General features: G+C 45.7%; 7 protein-coding genes and 1 pseudogene. All 8 read left to right on the top strand.

From position 1 onward, the window contains the following. The first annotated feature begins 21 nt into the window (after positions 1–21). The 8 genes and pseudogenes from ppsD to WA279_RS15995 all read left to right on the top strand — a co-directional run bounded on the left by ppsD (position 22) and on the right by WA279_RS15995 (position 20,309). Complete coding sequence (ppsD, locus tag WA279_RS16030) at positions 22–10,836, top strand: plipastatin non-ribosomal peptide synthetase PpsD (protein ID WP_336155967.1); 10,815 nt, start codon at positions 22–24, stop codon at positions 10,834–10,836. 7 nt (positions 10,837–10,843) lie between these two features. Beyond that, positions 10,844–14,683, top strand: a complete 3,840-nt coding sequence (gene ppsE, locus WA279_RS16025; protein ID WP_336155966.1) for a plipastatin non-ribosomal peptide synthetase PpsE — start codon at positions 10,844–10,846, stop codon at positions 14,681–14,683. Between the two features lie 107 nt (positions 14,684–14,790). Beyond that, positions 14,791–15,183 carry a DUF1360 domain-containing protein gene (locus WA279_RS16020; RefSeq protein WP_014476970.1) on the top strand — a complete coding sequence of 131 codons (393 nt, stop codon included), beginning with the start codon at positions 14,791–14,793 and terminating at the stop codon, positions 15,181–15,183. Positions 15,184–15,318: 135 nt separating this feature from the next. Further along, positions 15,319–16,851 carry a glycoside hydrolase family 10 protein gene (locus WA279_RS16015; RefSeq protein ID WP_251188418.1) on the top strand — a complete coding sequence of 511 codons (1,533 nt, stop codon included), beginning with the start codon at positions 15,319–15,321 and terminating at the stop codon, positions 16,849–16,851. Between the two features lie 111 nt (positions 16,852–16,962). Beyond that, a complete protein-coding gene (locus tag WA279_RS16010; protein WP_336156055.1) occupies positions 16,963–17,127 on the top strand; it encodes a hypothetical protein in 165 nt (54 codons plus the stop codon). Then, a pseudogene (locus WA279_RS16005) lies at positions 17,117–17,420 on the top strand (DUF5367 family protein). Before WA279_RS16010 ends, WA279_RS16005 begins: the two are co-directional and overlap by 11 nt. Positions 17,421–17,471: 51 nt before the next feature. Beyond that, on the top strand, positions 17,472–18,614 hold the full coding sequence (locus WA279_RS16000) for an acyl-CoA dehydrogenase (RefSeq protein ID WP_047182687.1): 1,143 nt from the start codon (positions 17,472–17,474) through the stop codon (positions 18,612–18,614). A 45-nt stretch (positions 18,615–18,659) separates the two neighbouring features. Further along, positions 18,660–20,309: an AMP-binding protein gene (locus tag WA279_RS15995; protein WP_336155964.1), complete on the top strand. Its 1,650-nt coding sequence runs from the start codon at positions 18,660–18,662 to the stop codon at positions 20,307–20,309. Positions 20,310–20,311 lie beyond the last annotated feature (2 nt).

Genomic DNA, 20,311 nt, shown 5'->3' with positions numbered 1-20,311 from the left:
TCGTGACAGGGAGACATGAACATGACAAAAGCGAATTCAATTCAGGATATTTATCCGCTGTCTTACATGCAGGAAGGGATGCTTTTCCATTCCCTCCTGCAAAAAGATTCACAGGCGTATGTTGAGCAAGCTTCTTTTACAATAGAAGGGAAAGTCAACCCGCAGTTTTTTCAAAACAGCATCAACGCTCTTGTAGAAAGACATGATATTTTCAGAACGATTTTTATCAGCCAAAATGTTTCCTCCCCCCAGCAGGTTGTTCTGAGAGAACGAAATGTCATCGTACTGGAAGAAGACATTACTCATTTAAACGAGGCGGAGCAATCACAGTTTATCGAGCAATGGAAAGAAAAGGACCGGGACCGGGGGTTTCATTTGCAAAAGGATGTGCTCATGTGCATCGCTCTGATTCAAACAGGAGAGAGCCAGTACTCTTGCATTTGGACCTTTCATCATATCATGATGGACGGTTGGTGTCTCAGCATTGTGCTAAAGGAGTTTCTGCATATTTACGCATCTTATGTAAATGCATCCCCAATAACATTGGAGCCGGTCCAGCCATACGGAAAGTATATCAAATGGCTGATGGAGCAAGACAAAGAGCAGGCGGTTTCTTATTGGGACCATTATCTTTCCGGCCACGAACAGCAAACCGTGCTCCCGAAGCAGAAAAAAACAAAGGGAAAAAGCAGGCAGGAACACGTTACATTTTCATTTTCTAAGGAAGAAAGCAGCAGACTTTCAGAGCTTGCTGCAAGAGAAGAAGTGACACTCAGTACGATTTTTCATACCATTTGGGGCATTCTGCTACAAAAATATAATAATAACGATGACGCCGTATTCGGTTCTGTCATTTCAGGAAGACCCGCAGAAATCGAAGGCATTGAACATATGGTAGGTCTTTTCATTAATACGATGCCGGTTCGGGTGCAGGGAGCAAAAACGCCTTTTCTTCAACTTATAAAAGATATGCAAAAAGACCGTCTTGCCGCTGAAGCGTACAGCTACCATCCTTTATATGAGATTCAATCCCGCTCAGCTGTTAAACAAGGGCTGATTGATCATATTCTCGTATTTGAAAACTATCCGGTGCAGCAAGAGATTCAAATGCTGAACAAACAGGAACATGCTTCTGATCTTTTTCAGATTCATAATTTCACTGTCGCAGATGAAACCAACTACAGCTTTTATCTTATGGTGGCGCCAGGGGAAGAAATTCATATCAAAATGAACTATGATGCGGAGCAGCACGATCGGTCTTTTGTGCTCTCTGTCAAAGAGCATCTTCTGAATGCTGTATCACAAATCTTAAATAATCCGAATCTTCCACCTGAAGAAATCGATATCACGACAGATACTGAAAAGCGGCAGCTGATTGGAGAAATCACAGATCAAACACCAGTTTACGAAACCATCCATGCCATGTTTGAAAAGCAAGCGGAAAAGACACCAGATGCTCATGCTGTAATTGATCAAGCCTGCTCATTAACATACAGAGAACTAAATAAAGCGGCTAACAGATTGGCACGGCATTTACGAATGAAAGGCGTTGTGAGACAGGAACCCGTTGCGATTATGATGGAACGCTCTGCGGCGTTTATCACCGGCGTTCTTGGAATCTTAAAGGCAGGCGGCGCCATTGTTCCGGTTGATCCGCATTACCCGGCTGACAGAATCCGTTATATTCTGCATGATTGCGGCTGTTCGCATGTTGTTTCACAAGCGCATCTTTCCTCATCGTTAGAAGACAATTACATTATCACTCATCCAGAAGATATCGAAAGCAAAGTAGACGGCAGTAACATAAAGTCAGTCAACAATGCTGACGATCTGCTGTATATGATTTATACATCAGGCACAACAGGTAAACCAAAGGGTGTTCAATTTGAGCATCGAAACATGGCTAACTTGCTGAAGTTCGAATATACTCACTCCGGCATTGACTTTGAAGCAGATGTTCTGCAATTTGCGACACCTTCCTTCGACGTCTGCTATCAAGAAATATTTTCTGCGCTTCTGAAAGGCGGCACACTCCACATCGTGCCAGAAGCCATAAAAAGAGATGTGCCTCAGCTGTTTGCATTTATAAACAAGCATCAGACGAATATTGTGTTTCTCCCAACTGCTTTTATCAAAATGATTTTCAGCGAGCGTGAACTAGCAAACTCGTTTCCTGATGGCGTCAAACACCTGATCGCAGCCGGGGAACAATTAATGATTTCAGACCTTTTCCAAGATGTATTGCGTGAACGCGGCATACACCTGCACAATCATTACGGACCTTCAGAAACTCATGTGGTATCTACGTATACCATTCATCCTGGAGATCCTATTCCTGAGCTTCCGCCAATCGGTAAACCGATAGGCTGTACTGATCTATATATTTTGAATCATCAAAAACAGCTTCAGCCATGCGGCGTACCAGGCGAACTCTATATTTCCGGCGCAAGTGTTGCCAGAGGATATGTCAATCACGATAAACTGACAAGCGACAAATTTTCATCCGACCCATTCAGGCCTGGTGTGATCATGTACCGGACAGGTGATTTGGCCAAACGGCTTGAAGACGGCAACATCGAATATATCGGACGGGCAGACAATCAAGTGAAAATCAGAGGTTATCGAATCGAGCCGCAAGAAATCGAAGTCACGTTAATGAATCATCCGGACATTAGTGAGGCTGCCATTCTCATCTGGCAAGATCAAAACGGTGAACATGAATTATGCGCTTACTATTGCAGTGTACAAAAGCTGAATGCAATAGATTTACGCAGTTATATGGCTAGTGAGCTCCCAGAATACATGATTCCGGCGAAATGGATATGGGTTGACAGCATACCTCTTACCCCAAACGGAAAAGTAGATCGCGCAGCACTTCCGGAGCCAGATGCTTCAATCAGCGGAAACCCATATACTGCCCCTCGAAATCTGTTAGAGGCAAAGCTTTCGCAACTATTTGAAGATGTGCTAAAGAATGGACATATAGGCATCCAAGACAACTTTTTTGACAATGGCGGTCACTCGTTAAAAGCAACAGTGCTTATGTCACGGATCGCAAAGGAATTCCATGTGCAAGTTTCGCTTAAGGACATCTTTGCTCATCCGACTGTTGAAGGATTAGCTTTAATCATTCGAGAGGCAGAACAAAATCCGTATGCAGCAATTGAACCAGCAGAAAAAAGGGATACATATCCTGTATCTTCGGCCCAAAAACGAATCTATGTGCTTCAACAGCTTGATGAGGGTGTCGCCTATAACATGCCTGCGGTCTTAGAACTGGAAGGTGCACTAGATGTCGCCAAACTGTCTGCTGTATGTAAAGAATTGATCAGCCGGCATGAGCCGCTTCGAACTTCCTTTGTATCCGGAGCTGATGACGAGCCGGTTCAGCGTATCCACACCGAAGTGCCGTTTACATTAAGTAAAGAGACCACTATCGAGGGATTTGTCCGTCCCTTTGATCTCAGCCAGGCGCCATTATTTAGAGCAGGCCTTATAGAAGTGTCAAACGAGAAGCATGTATTGCTGGTGGATATGCACCATATCATTTCAGATGGCGTATCCGTTCAGCTCCTAATCCGAGAATTTACCGATCTTTATGCAAACCGGCAGCTTAAGCCATTGCGGATCCAATATAAAGATTACGCCGTATGGCAGCAGAAATTTAAAAAGGGAGACTCGTACCAAAAGCAGGAGACTTACTGGCAGCAGCAGTTTAGCGGGGATCTTCCTATACTGGAGCTTCCAACAGATAAACGACGTCCGGCAGAACGGCAATTCATAGGCGGAAAAGTAACCTTTCAATTGGACAAAGAGATCACGGCCCGCATAAAGCGGCTCGCCCATAAAAACAGAAGCACGCTTTATATGACGCTTCTCGCTTTGTATTCAGCCTTTTTGTCTCGGTTAAGCGGTCAGGATGATATCGTGATTGGTTCACCTATCGCCGGACGGCCCCATGCCGACCTTGAAGCTGTTCTTGGGATGTTCGTCAATACATTGGCTCTCCGCACACGCCCGGCGGGTAATAAGACATTTGAGGAATTTCTGAAAGAAGTCAGACAGACGGCACTAGAAGCGTATGAGCATCAGGATTACCCGTTTGAAGAGCTTGTGGACAAACTCGGTGTGCAGCGGGAGATGAGCCGGAATCCTTTGTTTGACACAACGCTAGTCCTTCAGAATATGGAACAGCAAAAGCTAAAAATGAATGATGTACAGCTTCAGTGGAACGACTTGGAGCACCCAATATCAAAATTTGATATTTCCCTATACGTTACAGAACATGATTCCGAGCTTTTCTGTCAGTTTGAATACAGTACAGCTTTGTTTGAGAAAGAAACCATCCAAAGGTGGGCCAGCCTTTTCACCACGCTTGTGGAACATACAGCTGCCAGCCCTGAAACAGAATTGGACGATATTCCAATCTTAACAAAAGAAGAAGAGAGAGATTTCATTGAAGCATGCCATCCGTTTGAGGAGACGGGCTATTCAATGAATCAAACGCTCCACTATGCACTTGAACAGCAGGCAGCAAAAACGCCTGATCAGGCGGCCGTTATCTTCGAAGATGGAGTGATGACCTATAAAGAATTGAACGAACAGGCTAACCGTATCGCCTGGGAGCTGATCGGACGGGGGGTAAAACCCGAAACGACTGTGGCTATTATAGGAAAGCGTTCACCTGAAATGCTGCTTGGCATTTATGGCATTCTTAAAGCTGGCGGCGCTTATCTGCCCATTGACCCGGATTATCCGGAAGAACGAATCAGCTTTCTGCTGGAGGACAGCGGTACAAACATTCTCCTCGTGCTTCAGTCTGCCGGTCTCCATGTTCCGGCATTTACAGGAGAGATTGTCTATCTCAATCAGACAAATAGCGGACTGGCACATCGTTTGTCCAATCCGAATGTGGATGTTCTCCCGCAATCTTTAGCCTATGTCATCTATACATCCGGCTCTACCGGGATGCCTAAGGGTGTTGAAATTGAACATCGATCAGCGGTGAATTTTTTGAATTCCCTACAGTCCCGCTATCAGCTAAAGCATTCAGATATGATTATGCACAAAACATCTTATTCATTCGATGCTTCAATATGGGAGCTGTTTTGGTGGCCTTATGCCGGAGCTTCTGTTTATCTGCTTCCTCAGGGGGGCGAAAAAGAACCTGAAGTGATCGTGAAGGCCATAGAAGAACAAAAGATCACAGCTATGCATTTTGTGCCTTCAATGCTCCATGCATTTTTAGAACATATAAAATATCGCTCTGTACCGATTAAGACAAACAGACTCAAGCGAGTATTTTCTGGGGGAGAACAGCTGGGGACCCATCTTGTCTCCCGATTTTACGAGTTGCTTCCAAATGTTTCAATAACCAATTCCTATGGGCCAACGGAAGCAACCATAGAAGCTGCATTCTTTGATTGTCCGCCGCATGAAAAACTTGAACGGATTCCAATTGGAAAACCTGTTCATCATGTCAGATTATATATCCTGAATCAGAATCAGCAGATGCTGCCTGCTGGATGTATCGGCGAACTGTACATTGCCGGAGCGGGTGTTGCCAGAGGTTATTTGAATCGGCCGGCATTAACGGAGGAGCGTTTTCTTGAAGACCCGTTTTACCCGGGGGAACGCATGTACAAAACCGGGGATGTGGCGCGCTGGCTCCCTGACGGGAATGTTGAATTCCTCGGGCGCACGGATGATCAGGTGAAAATCCGCGGCTACCGGATTGAGCCGGGAGAGATTGAAGCGGCACTAAGAAGCATAGAAGGCGTAAGGGAGGCGGCCGTTACCGTACGGACAGACAGCGGCGAGCCGGAATTATGCGCTTATGTAGAAGGGCTCCAAAGAAACGAAGTGCGGTCACAGCTTGAGAGACTGTTGCCGGGCTACATGGTCCCAGCCTATATGATAGAAATGGAACAGTGGCCGGTTACACCAAGCGGAAAGCTCGACCGAAACGCCCTGCCAGCTCCTGACGGAGCGGCAGATGCGGAGACCTACACGGCGCCGAGAAACGTGACTGAGATGAAGCTTTCTCAGCTGTGGGAGGACGTGCTGAAAAATGGCCCTGTCGGGATTCACGACAACTTTTTTGACCGCGGGGGACATTCCTTAAAAGCAACGGCGCTTGTCTCACGGATCGCCAAAGAATTCGATGTACAGGTGCCGCTAAAAGATGTGTTTGCCCATCCGACAGTAGAAGGACTGGCTACCGTTATCCGTGAAGGAACGGACAGTCCATATGAAGCGATTAAGCCCGCTGAAAAGCAGGAAACCTATCCGGTTTCCTCTGCCCAAAAGCGGATTTATGTCCTTCAGCAGCTGGAGGACGGAGGGACAGGCTACAATATGCCGGCTGTGTTAGAGCTCGAAGGGAAGCTCAACCCTGAAAGGATGGACAGAGCTTTCAAAAAGCTGATCAAGCGCCACGAGTCGCTTCGAACCGCCTTCGAACAGGACGCAGGAGGCGATCCGGTGCAGCGCATCCATGACGAGGTGCCGTTTACGTTACAGACTACAGTTCTCGGCGCACGAACCGAAGAGGAGGCCGCAGCCGCATTTATCAAACCGTTTGATCTCAGCCAAGCGCCGCTGTTCCGTGCCCAAATCGTAAAGGTATCAGATGAGCGGCACCTGTTGCTGGTTGATATGCATCACATCATTTCAGACGGTGTTTCCGTCAACATTCTGATTCGGGAATTCGGCGAGCTGTACAATAATCGGAAGCTTCCGGCACTGCGCATTCAATATAAAGACTACGCCGTATGGCAAGAAGGATTCAAAACAGGAGACGCGTACAAAACGCAAGAGGCGTACTGGCTGAAGCAGCTCGAGGGCGAGCTGCCTGTGCTGGATCTTCCGGCTGATCATGCCCGCCCGCCGGTGCGAAGCTTCGCGGGTGACAAGGTCTCATTTACGCTGGATCAAGAGGTTGCATCAGGCCTTCACAAGCTGGCACGAGAAAACGGAAGCACACTGTACATGGTGCTCCTTGCGGCGTACACCGCGTTCTTGTCACGCTTAAGCGGACAGGAAGATATCCTTGTGGGATCGCCAATCGCCGGCCGTCCGCACAAGGATCTTGAGCCGATACTCGGCATGTTTGTGAACACGCTGGCTCTGAGGACACGCCCGGAGGGCGGGAAGCCGTTTGTGCAGTATTTGCAGGAAGTGCGCGCCACTGCATTAGAAGCTTATGAGCATCAGGATTATCCGTTCGAAGAGCTTGTCGATAAGCTTGGAGTGACGCGGGATATGAGCAGAAACCCGCTATTTGATACCATGTTAGTTGTTCAAAATAATGATTACGAGCCATTGCATCTTCATGATTTGCAAATGAAGCCGGCACAAGTTTCTCATCTCGTTTCTAAATTCGATTTGACACTACAGGCAATTGAAGGCGACGGAAACATTCATTTCCTTTTTGAATATTCAACCGCATTGTTCGAGAAAACCACCATTGAACGCTGGGTATCGCATTTAACAAATGTACTTAGCATCATCGGCAAAAACCCGGAGGTGACACTCAACCATATCGACATCCTGACCCAAGAAGAGCGGCACCAGCTGCTTAATGAGTTTAACACCGGGCAAGCGAATCAATACGGAGTTCAAACAATCAGTCAATTGTTTGAGCAGCAAGCTGCACGAACACCAAAAGCTTCTGCACTTGTCAGCGGAGACAAAACACTGACGTATCAAGAGTTGGACGAGTGGTCCAATGGAATCGCACGTGCATTGCGCAACAGAGGTGTTAAGCCGGACACACCAGTAGGCATCATGATGCATCGTTCGTTCAGTATGATAGCAGCCATACTTGGTGTGTGGAAAGCAGGCGGCTGTTACGTTCCCATTGATCCTGAATACCCGACAGAACGCAAACGCTATATCCTTAGCGACAGCGGAACGAAACTGCTGATGACAATAAATGAAGCGGATCGGGGAGTACTTGCTGACTTTGAAGGAGAGATCTTGACGATAGAAAGCGTAGAGGAAGACGACAAATCGCCGCTGCCGCAAATGTCGTCTGCCCATCATTTGGCTTATATCATTTATACCTCTGGAACGACGGGCCGTCCAAAAGGGGTAATGGTCGAGCATAAAGGTATTGCCAACACTCTTCAGTGGCGGCGAAACGCTTATGCATTCAACGAGACAGATACCATTCTGCAGCTCTTTTCTTTCTCATTTGACGGCTTTATAACTAGTATGTTTACACCGCTTTTGTCAGGTGCAAAAGCCGTTTTGCTTCATGAAGAGGAAGCGAAGGATATTCTGGCCATTAAGCATCAGCTGTCTCGTCAACGGATTACACATATGATTATTGTGCCTGTTTTATATCGAGCGCTTTTGGACGTAGTGCAGCCGGAAGATGTAAAGACGCTTAGAGTCGTCACACTGGCGGGAGAAGCGGCTGACCGCGAATTGATCGCCCGCAGCTTAGCTATATGTCCGCATACCGAACTCGCCAACGAATATGGACCGACAGAAAACAGCGTGGCGACTACCGTCATGAGACATATGGAAAAGCAGGCATACGTAAGCATCGGCCAGCCGATTGACGGAACTCAAGTGCTGATTTTAAATAGCAATCATCAGCTTCAGCCAATCGGTGTTGCGGGCGAGCTTTGTATAGCAGGAACAGGGCTTGCAAGAGGGTACGTCAATCTTCCAGAACTGACAGAGAGAGCATTCACGCAGAATCCATTTAAACCCGAAACACGAATGTACCGAACAGGAGACGCCGCCAGATGGATGGCCGACGGTACACTCGAATATCTCGGAAGAATCGATGATCAAGTCAAAATCAGAGGATACCGTGTAGAAACGAAAGAAATTGAATCGGTCATCCGGTGTATAAATGGTGTAAAAGACGCCGCAGTAGTTGCTCATGTAACAGCGTCAGGACAAACCGAATTAAGTGCTTATGTGGTGACAAAACCAGAGTTGAGCACAAATGCTGTACGCTCAGAATTACAAAACAAGCTGCCGGTGTTTATGCACCCTGCGTTTATTGAAAAACTGGACTCACTTCCATTGTCACCAAATGGCAAGCTGGATCGCGGAGCACTTCCAAAACCTGTATACAACCACGAAGGTGAACGTCCATTCCTCCCGCCAGCCAGCAAAATGGAACAAATACTGGCAGATATATGGAAAGAAGTACTGGGGGCAGAAAAGATCGGAACAGCTGATTCGTTCTTTGAACTTGGCGGAGATTCGATCAAAGCGTTACAGGTATCTGCGCGGCTTCACCGGATAGGCAAGCAAATGGCAGTGAAAGATTTGTTTAGCCATCCGACCATTCAAGAATTGGCAGCTTATATCCGTGATTCAGATACAAGTTCCAGCCAAGCTGCGGTTGAGGGAAACGTACAATGGTCGCCTGTTCAAAAATGGTTTCTTTCTCAAGATATAAAAGAAAAACACCATTTTAATCAGTCCGTAATGCTGCATCGAAGCACCTCTGTACAAGAAGACGCACTGCGAAAAACGTTAAAAGCAATAACGTGTCATCATGATGCGCTGCGAATGGTGTTTACACAGAATGAACAAGGAAAGTGGGATCAATATAATCGGCCGCTCAGTCATTCGGACGACGCGTTGTACGGCCTTCAGATGATTGATTTATCAGCTCCGGACGGCACTGATGGAAATAGAGCGTATGAGCCTATTATCAAACGTCATGTACTTGATATTCAGCAGAAAATGGATTTGAAGAATGGTCCGCTGCTGCAAGCCGGTCTTTTCCACACAATTGACGGTGATTTCTTATTTTTATCGGCTCATCACCTCGTTGTTGACGGCATCTCATGGCGGGTTCTGCTTGAAGATTTGGCTTTAGGGTATCGCCAAGCTGCAGGCGGGGAAGAGATTCAGCTGCCTCCTAAAACAAGCTCATTTAAAGCGTATACGAAAAAGCTCTCTGACTACGCTGAAAGCCAGCAGCTAATGAAACAGCTCAAGTATTGGCGCGAAGCCGAAGAGTATCAAACAGAGGCATTGCCTTTTGATCACATCGATGGCACTAGAGCAGACGAGGGACAACGGTCCACGATTTCGTTTACCTTAAACGAGAAAGAGACAGCAGCACTCTTAAAAGATGCCAACAGCGCATACAACACAGATACGCAGGATTTGCTTCTCGCTTCTGTCATTCTCGCGCTGCGCCATTGGACCAATCAATCCGCCTTCAAACTATCATTAGAAAGCCACGGGCGAGAGGATGTATTAGACGGGATAGATGTGAGCCGTACGGTTGGATGGTTTACCGCCATTTATCCGTTATTGATTAAACTGAACGCAGACTTGCCAGATTCGGAAGAAGGCATGGTTCATGTGCTAAAAACAACAAAAGATACACTGAGACGTGTACCTGACAAAGGATTCGGCTACGGTGTCATCAAATATTTGACGCCGCCTGGCAAAAAAGACATCGATTTCACAGGGGCACCAGAAATCAGCTTCAATTATCTTGGTCAATTTGAAAGCGGCCGCACAGCTGAAGTACCTGAGGAGGACGCCTTCTCATTCTCTCCGCTGGGTGCCGGAGGTGATATCAGCACAACATGGAACCGTGAACAGTCGCTGGATATCAGCGCAATCGCTGCAGAAGGAAAATTGACTGTCAATATGACTTATGACAATGCCCGCTTTCAGCACAAAACCATCGAACAGCTTAGCGAAACATGCCGTCAATTTTTATTACAACTGATCGAACACTGCCAGAACAAAAGCGAAACAGAAAAGACGATCAGCGATTATGATGATCAAGAACTGACCGAGGACGCGCTGCAAGAGATCGCTGATATGCTCAGTTTTCACTAATGAAACTGTGAAGAAAGGTGCAGACACTATGGATAACATCAAAAAAATCAAGAACATTTATCCTCTGAGTCATATGCAGGAGGGAATGCTGTTTCATTCCTTCCTCCGTAAAGAGGAGGGGGCGTATATCGAGCAGTCGCTCTTCACCATTAAAGGAAGCCTCAGCTATGACTGGTTCCAGCGCAGCATTCAAGCCATTATCGACCGCCATGATATTTTCAGAACCGTGTTTTTGCCGCACGTCCCGCATTTGTCGGGACCTCGGCAAGTCGTGATGACAGAACGTGAATTCTATTTGTACAGCGAAGACATTTCTCATCTGCCAACAAACGACCAGAATGAGTATATTGAACGCTTTAAGGAGAAGGACAAGCAAAAAGCCTTTGATCTGCAAAAAGACATGCTGATGCGGATTTCTCTATTCAAAACAGCTAAAGATGAGCATGTCTGTATCTGGAGTCACCATCATATTTTAATGGACGGATGGTGCCTAGGTATTGTTATGCAGGAATTTATGCAAATTTATCAATCGATTCATGCAGGAAAACCGCTTTCATTAGAACCTGTCCGTCCGTACAGCACCTATATTTCCTGGCTGACAAACCGAGACAAAGAAAAAGCAGCAGCCTACTGGGATACCTATTTAAAAAACTACAGCACTCCATCACCTCTGCCCCGTGTGTCTGATAAAGAAACAAAAGAAGGTTATCACCGTGAAGATTTGATATTTTCATTAAATAAACCACTGACAGACAAGCTGAAAGAGACTGCAAAACAACACGGCGTCACGCTCGCTACCCTAATTCAGGCGGTCTGGGGTGTGATGCTGCAGCAATATAACCGCACAGACGACGTTGTGTTTGGCGCAGTTGTATCAGGAAGACCGTCAGAAATCCCAGGCGTGGAGCAAATGATAGGGTTGTTTATCAATACCATACCGATTCGAATTAAAACACATCAAGACGAAACGTTTCACGAGCTGCTCATACGATGCCAGAAAGAAATGCTGGAAGCTGAGCCGTTTACCTGCCAGCCTTTATTTGATATTCAGGCAAACACCGCATTAAAACAGGAACTGATTGATCACATTATCGTCTTTGAAAACTATCCGTTACAGCAGAAAATCGCCGATTCCGCTGATCAAACCGATTCACCGCTGCAAATCTCTCAAGTTCAAGTATCCGAGCAATCAGGATATAACTTTAATCTTGTCGTTGCTCCCGGCGAAGAGCTTGTCGTCAAGTTCAGCTATAATGCATTCGTTTACGATGCTGCCTGGATCAGCTGTATCAAGAGGCAATTTACGCAAGCGCTTAGCACAGCGGCACAGCACCCTCATATGCCAATTGCTGATTTTTCTTTTCTTGATGCAATAGAAAAAGAGCAGATTGTCACACAGTTCAACAATACAAAAACGGAGTATCCAAAGAATCATACAATTATCGATTTATTTCGCGAACAAGCAGAAAAGACGCCAGACCATACCGCACTTGTGTATGGCAATATGTCTATTTCGTATAAAGAGCTTGATAAACGCTCTAATGCGCTCGCCAGAGAGTTAATTCAAAAGGGATTTCGGAAAAACGAGACAGCCGGAATATTGGCTGCACATTCTCCCGAATTCATGATCAGTGTGCTCGCCGTATTAAAAGCAGGGGGAGCATACCTCCCGCTTGATGCGGAGCTTCCGCCTGAACGAGTCAGCTTTATGCTTGAGGAAACGCAAGCAAAAATGCTGATTGTTCAAAAGGGGCTGGAGCAAAATGCTGCGTTCTCAGGAACATGTATGATTGCAGATGCGCAGGCATTGATGGGAGAGAACCATTTTCCTATCAACACCATCTCCAGTCCAGACGATCTTGCATATATCATGTATACCTCAGGATCAACAGGCCGGCCGAAAGGGGTCATGATCACGAATCGCAATGTCGTGTCCCTTGTCAGAAACAGCAATTACACGTCTGCGTCCTGTGATGACCGGTTTATTCTGACTGGATCTATCAGCTTTGACGCCGTCACCTTTGAAATATTCGGGTCACTTTTACATGGCGCAAGCCTTCATATCATTGATAAATCGACAATGCTGACACCTGATCGGTTTGGAGCGTATTTGTTTGAAAATGACATCACAGTGCTATTTTTAACGACAGCTCTTTTTAATCAGCTGGCACAGGTACGAGCTGACATGTTTCGCGGACTCCATACGTTATATGTCGGAGGAGAAGCACTCTCTCCTGCCCTGATGAATGCCGTCAGACACGCCTGTCCAGATCTCGCGCTTCATAATATTTACGGTCCTACGGAAAACACGACTTTTTCAACCTTTTTTGAAATGAAGAGAGACTATGCGGGGCCGATTCCGATTGGAAAACCAATCAGCAATAGCACCGCTTACATCTTAGATACAAAAGAACGTCTTTTGCCAATAGGCGTTCCCGGCGAGCTTTGTGTTGGCGGTGATGGAGTCGCTAAAGGCTATTTGAACAGAGAAGACCTGACAAATGCTGTTTTTTCTCCTCATCCTTTCTTGCCTGGAGAAAGAATATACCGTACCGGTGATTTGGCGCGCTGGCTGCCTGATGGAAACTTAGAATACATCAGCAGAATTGACAGGCAAATGAAAATCCGCGGCAAACGAATTGAGCCTGCCGAAATAGAAGCGCGCCTGTTAGAAATGGAAGGCATTCAAGAAGCAGCAGTGACATTGAGAGAAAAAGATGGAGAGGCGCAGCTGTACACTCATTACGTCGGTGATCACACAAAAACAGATACGGATTTTCGCGCCGATTTGGCGCGTGTGCTTCCAGACTATATGATCCCGCAGCACTGGGTGCGTGTGGAGCGGATGCCGCTTACCGGAAACGGAAAAATAGACCGCAGCGCGCTGCCTATTCCAGAAAATAAGCCTGCCAAACGACAGAACATCATATTGCCAAGAAACTTGGTTGAAGAAGAGTTGGCGAACATTTGGAAGCAAGTCCTCGGTGTTAACACAATCAGTATTGATGATGACTTCTTTGCTATTGGCGGACATTCACTAAAAGCACTGCAAGTCATACATACACTAAAACATCAGCAGAACATTGATATACCGATTGATTTCTTGTTCGAACATCCGACAATCGCTCAGCTTGCCGAAAAACTTTATTCTAAACAGCTGACAGCGGCAGATGAACAGCATGTGATCAAACTGAACCAGCACGGCGCGCAAAATCTTTTCTGCTTCCCGCCGATATCAGGATTTGGCATTTATTTTAAAGACCTTGCTTTATTACTGAATGAGAAGGCAGCCGTATACGGGTTTCACTTTATTGAACAAGACACCCGCATTGAACAATATGTTAATTGCATGACGGACATACAGCCTGAGGGCCCATACGTTTTATTAGGCTACTCTGCAGGCGGAAACCTGGCTTTTGAAGTGGCACAGGCTATGGAGCGCAAAGGATTAGAAGTCAGCGACTTCATTATCGTGGACGCTTATCTAAAAGAACAGCCTTTGCCTATTGATACCGAGAATGACGAATCTGCAGCATATCTGCCTGAAGCAGTCAGAGAAAAGGTGATGAAGAAAAAAAGAAACTATCAAGAATATTGGGCACAATTGCTGAATGAAGGGCACATCAAAGCAAGCATTCATTTCATCGAAGCTGGAATTCAAATCGAAACCAGCGAGAATACAGGCTTAACGAAATGGGAAGGCGCCTGTGGAAACTACAGCGAGTACACGGGTTTTGGCGCTCATAAAGACATGCTGGAAGGAACATATGCTGAAAAGAATGCTGACATCATCCTTGACATTTTAGAAAAGATCACTTCAAATAAAGCAATCCCGCACAAACAATAGAACAGATTCGCGGACAGAGGCATTCTCTGTCCGCTTCTTTTTGTATCAAAGAATGGATCGATGACACTAGGGAATGATAACATCATCCTTTTTCTTGGAGGCTTGTCATGGATCATCTATCTTTTCTTACGTTTATCATGCTGATTCTAGCCAGTTACAGGCTGACACATTTGATTGTATTCGACAAAATCACAGAATTTATCCGAAAACCTTTTATGAAAAAGAAAAGGATTGTTGATCAAAATGGGCATGTAGATGAAAAAAGCGTGCCGGCTTCTAACTTTGGATACATGCTCAATTGCTACTGGTGTGCCGGTGTTTGGTGTGCCATCTTGATCGGACTTGGCTATCTTTTTTTGCCTCGTATTGCAATACCGCTGATCTTTATTTTAGCTATTGCCGGAGCACAAGCGATCCTTGAAACGGCTGTCGGAGTCGGCGTAAAACTTATTGACGTGTTAAAAAGTCTGCAAACCATGATGAATGATAAAAAGTCCTAAAAGCGGCTCACAACATGCTTTAGGACTTTTTTCGTTTATTTAGTGAGATAGACATTCTGTTAATCACCCTTTTATAGCCCGGGAATACCGTAATAGCGAATAGTGAAAGTGATGTAATGGGGGAGAAGAAACAGAATGAAGGTTTGCCAAAAGTCGATTGTCCGTTTCCTTGTCAGCTTGATCATCGGAACGTTTGTCATTTCCGTTCCGTTTATGGCCAATGCGCAGTCTGACAGGGAGCTGAGAGCCGTATGGATTGCTTCCGTATTAAATATTGATTGGCCGTCCAAAAAAGGGTTATCTGTGAAAGAGCAAAAACAGGAGTATAGCAAACTGCTGGACGATGTGCAAAAAATGGGAATGAATGCCGTTATCGTTCAGATTAAACCGACGGCTGATGCCTTTTATCCGTCAGCTTACGGGCCTTGGTCGGAATACTTAACCGGTGTCCAAGGGAAGGACCCGGGCTATGATCCTCTTGCATTTATGATTGAAGAAACCCATAAACGAAATTTGGAATTTCACGCGTGGTTTAACCCTTACCGTATTACAATGAATCATACAGATCTTAATAAATTGTCTGAGAGTCACCCGGCAAGAAAACATCCAGATTGGGTTGCCGCCTACGGAAACCAGCTGTATTATCATCCAGGCATTCCAGAAGCGAGAGATTTTATCGTCAAAGGCATTGAAGAAGTCGTAAAACATTATGATATCGATGCTGTTCATATGGATGATTATTTTTACCCTTATAAAATAGCAGGACAGGAATTTCCTGATCAAGCACAGTATGAACAATACGGAAAAGACGCTTTTTCTAATATCGATGACTGGCGGCGGGACAATGTGAACCAGCTTGTCAAACAAATCAACCAAACAATTAAAGCTGCAAAACCGTATGTCAAATTCGGCATCAGTCCCTTTGGAGTATGGAGAAACGCCGCAGATGACCCGACCGGATCGAATACAAAAGCAGGCGTCAGAAATTATGACGATCTATATGCAGACACAAGACATTGGATCCAAGAAGGCGACATCGATTATATTGCTCCGCAAATTTATTGGAGTATCGGCTTTAACGCAGCGGCTTACGACGTGCTGGCTGATTGGTGGAGCAATGAAGTCAAAAATAGACCTGTTCACTTATATATTGGCCAGGCAGCATATAAAATCAATAACAATTTTGATCCGCCTTGGTCCGACCCTGAGGAATATGTGCGGCAAATCACTTTGAACCGCCAGCTTGAACTGGTGAAAGGAAGCATGCATTTCAGCCTCAAGGACCTCAACAAAAATCCGCTTGGCATCAAAGACAGGCTTATCGCCGATCTTTACAGCAAGCCGGCACTGGTTCCGCAAATGCCTTGGCTTGACAATACCGCCCCAAAAAAACCGAAGCTTACGAAAGTCACCGAAGACAAAAACGGCAATCTTCTGCAGATTAAAGATCACCCATCAAATCAAAAAACGAAAGAAACAGCCTATTATGCGATATACAGAGCCGAAGGGAAAAAGCAGAGAACATTGCTGGAAACGCAAAGAAAAACACATGAGCAGCAAACCTTCTTAGATAACACGGCAGATCCCAACAAGAAATATACGTATTATGTCACTTCAGCAGACCGGCTTCATAATGAAAGCAAGGCTTCCAAACGAACAACAAAATAAGAAATGAGAAGGACGGCTTTCTAAGTCGTCTTTTTTTAAAAGTGATTTTGGAGACAGGAAACGATGGTAAACCGCTGAATTTTTTAAAAAACAAAGGTGAGATTCACATGAATATTGGAGGCGGTGTTTGGACATTTTCCATTATTGGAATCTGAGAAACTAGTACTAAGTAAAATCGAAGAGAAACACGTACAGGACGTGTTTTACGTTTTCATTTCTAGTCTGGTTAGGTGCCACATTATTTTTTGTGCTGTTCGAAGATGCTGTGTTGACTGATCCGGCTGAAGAAGCCTTTTTGACGAACTTTCTTCTCTTGGAAGCGGGCACCGCTCTTGTTTTATGCCTTGTGTTCTTTCTCTATCAAAAACTCGATCAATCACAGTTCGCGGTGATCAAGCTATATATGGGGATCAGCGGTCGGTTTATTGATTTGATTGATACGATTTCCCTTTGGAATCTCCCTCATCCTCCCGGCTTTATCAAAGGGCCAAGTTATTGCGTTTGCGATATGGATGGTATGCGCCTACGGATTCAGTTTTAATTTTCAGACTTTTCTTGTCAGGGAATGATTATAGAACTCGCCTAATAGGATGTTACAAAGATGTGAAGGAGGAAACGATGTGAATTTTGAGCTGACAAAAGAACAACAAATGGTGCGTGAAATGGTAAAAGATTTTGCGAAAAAAGAAATTGCTCCTCACGCTGAACATGTAGATCAAACAGGCGAGTTCCCGATCCAAACATTTAAAAAAATGGGTGAACTCGGTCTGATGGGTATTCCATTTCCAGAAGAATACGGCGGATCTGGCGGTGATACGATTTCATATGCCTTAGCGGTTGAAGAAGTCGGCAAAGCCTGCGGCAGTACTGGATTAAGCTATGCTGCAGCGGTCTCGCTAGGCGCAAGCCCTCTTTACTACTTCGGAACAGAAGAACAAAAACGGATGCATTTGACGCCGCTGGCTTCAGGCACAGCACTCGGATCATTCGGCCTGACGGAACCAAATGCCGGCTCAGATGCAGGAGGCACTCAAACAAAAGCAATTTCAAATGGTGACGAGTATGTAATCAACGGCGAAAAGTGCTGGATCACGAATGCAAGCTACGCACGCACAGTTATTGTAACCGCCGTAACAGGCAAAAACAAAGACGGAAAAAACATCATCTCCGCATTAATCGTGCCAACTGACACACCCGGACTTACGATTACGAGCCCGTACGATAAAATGGGCGTCCGCGGTTCGAATACAGCGGAAATTTTGCTTGAGGATGTAAGAGTGCCTGCGGCCAACTTACTTGGCGATCCAACAAAAGGGTTTAAACAGTTTCTATATACGCTGGACGGAGGGCGAATCTCCATCGCTGCTCTTGCAGTCGGCATTGCCCAAGCGGCCCTTGACGCATCATTGGCATATGCGAAAGAACGAAAGCAGTTTGGACAGCCGATTTCTTCCTTTCAAGCGATTCAATTTAAGCTTGCTGACATGGCGATGGAAATTGATCTGGCACGGCAAATGGTGTTAAAAGCCGCCTGGCTGAAAGACCATAACCGCCCGTTCACCAAAGAAGCGGCGTACGCCAAGCTATTCGCATCTGAAATGGCGACAAGAGCTTGCAATCAAGCCATTCAAATCCATGGAGGTTCAGGCTATATGAAAGAGTATGGGGTGGAACGGATGCTGCGGGACGCAAAATTAATGGAAATCGGTGAAGGCACATCTGAAATTCAGCGTCTCGTGATCGCCAGACAGCTTTTAAAATAAAAAAATGTAAACGCTTTCCGATCATTAAGAAAGGAGGAGCAATGAATGGCTGAACTCATCCATTCCACAATCGGCAGGCTGCTGGAACAAACAGCTGATACGTATCCCGATCGAGACGCTGTTGTGTATCCAGACCGAAATATCCGCTATACGTACGCCGAATTTGACAGTCTGTGCCGTCAAACCGCTAAAGGGCTCATGCGAATGGGGATTGGAAAAGGAGACCACGTCGCCATATGGGCTTCTAATATCCCTGAATGGCTTGCCGTCCAGTTCGCAACTGCGAAGATCGGAGCCGTGCTCGTGACCGTCAATACCAATTATCAAGCACACGAGCTGGACTACTTGTTAAAGCAATCGGATGCCTCCGCGCTTATTATCATGGATTCATACAGGGGCACTTCTTATCCAGACATCGTGAGCAGTTTAATTCCAGAACTGCAAGAAGCAAAACCCGGCCAACTGAAATCAGAACGCTATCCCTTTTTAAAAACGCTGATCTATATTGGCAATAAACGGTTGCCTGGCATGTATCATTGGGACGATACAGAGATATTGGCGAAAACAGTGACAGATGCTGAGCTTGAAGAGAGAATGAACAGCCTGGATAAAGACGATGTGATTAATATGCAATACACATCAGGAACGACAGGGTTTCCAAAAGGCGTGATGCTAACCCATTTTAATGTCATTAATAACGCTGCCAATATCGCTGAATGTATGGTTTTAACTTCTCAAGACCGCATGTGCATCCCGGTTCCGTTTTTTCACTGCTTTGGATGCGTCCTTGGGGTTTTGGCATGTGTATCCGTCGGGGCAGCCATGATACCCGTGCAAGAATTTGATCCCGTTACCGTCCTTAAAACGGTAGAAAAAGAGAGATGCACAGCGCTCCATGGTGTGCCTACCATGTTTATCGCCGAGCTGCATCATCCGAATTTTGATGCATATGATCTATCGACGCTCCGAACAGGAATCATGGCCGGCTCTCCCTGTCCAAGTGAAGTGATGAAAGCTGTGATTGAAAGGATGGGCATGAAAGACATTACGATCGCCTATGGACAAACCGAAGCCTCGCCAGTCATTACGCAAACGAGAGCAAATGATTCCTTCATAAGAAGAGTCGAAACAACCGGCCGCGCCCTGCCACATACTGAGGTGAAAATTGTAGAACCTAGGACATGTCAAGAAGTTCAAAGAGGCATGCAGGGAGAACTGTGCACCCGTGGCTATCACGTCATGAAAGGCTATTATAAAGACAAAGATGCGACCAGAAAAGCAATCAATCATGACGGATGGCTGTTTACCGGAGATCTTGCTGTCATGGACGAAGACGGGTACTGCCGCATCACCGGGAGATTAAAAGATATGCTCATCAGAGGCGGCGAGAACATTTATCCGCGGGAAATTGAAGAATTTTTATACCGGCATCCCGCTGTTTTAGATGTACAGGTCGTTGGTGTGCCTGACGCCAAATTCGGGGAGGAAGCCGCAGCCTGGATTAAACTGAAAGACGGTAAAAGCGTATCACCTGATGAGCTTAAAGCCTATTGCAAAGGGAAAATCGCCCGCCACAAAATTCCGCGTTATGTTATTTTTACGGATGACTATCCGATGACGGCCTCAGGCAAAATTCAAAAATATAAACTGCGAGAAAAAACGATTGAAATGTTCAACCTATCATCAAGTCAATGAGG

The organism is Bacillus sp. 204(2023), from assembly GCF_037027505.1.
Lineage (GTDB): Bacteria > Bacillota > Bacilli > Bacillales > Bacillaceae > Bacillus > Bacillus subtilis.
The sequence above is the reverse complement of the archived record's forward strand: the minus strand, read 5'-3'. Positions and strand labels throughout refer to the sequence as shown.

What these genes read in the sequence shown, in the direction of transcription:
- WA279_RS16015 (WP_251188418.1), top strand. Translation starts at nt 15,319, where the DNA reads ATGAAGGTTTGCCAAAAGTCGATTGTCCGTTTCCTTGTCAGCTTGATC.
- WA279_RS15995 (WP_336155964.1), top strand. Translation starts at nt 18,660, where the DNA reads ATGGCTGAACTCATCCATTCCACAATCGGCAGGCTGCTGGAACAAACA.
- ppsD (WP_336155967.1), top strand. Translation starts at nt 22, where the DNA reads ATGACAAAAGCGAATTCAATTCAGGATATTTATCCGCTGTCTTACATG.
- WA279_RS16020 (WP_014476970.1), top strand. Translation starts at nt 14,791, where the DNA reads ATGGATCATCTATCTTTTCTTACGTTTATCATGCTGATTCTAGCCAGT.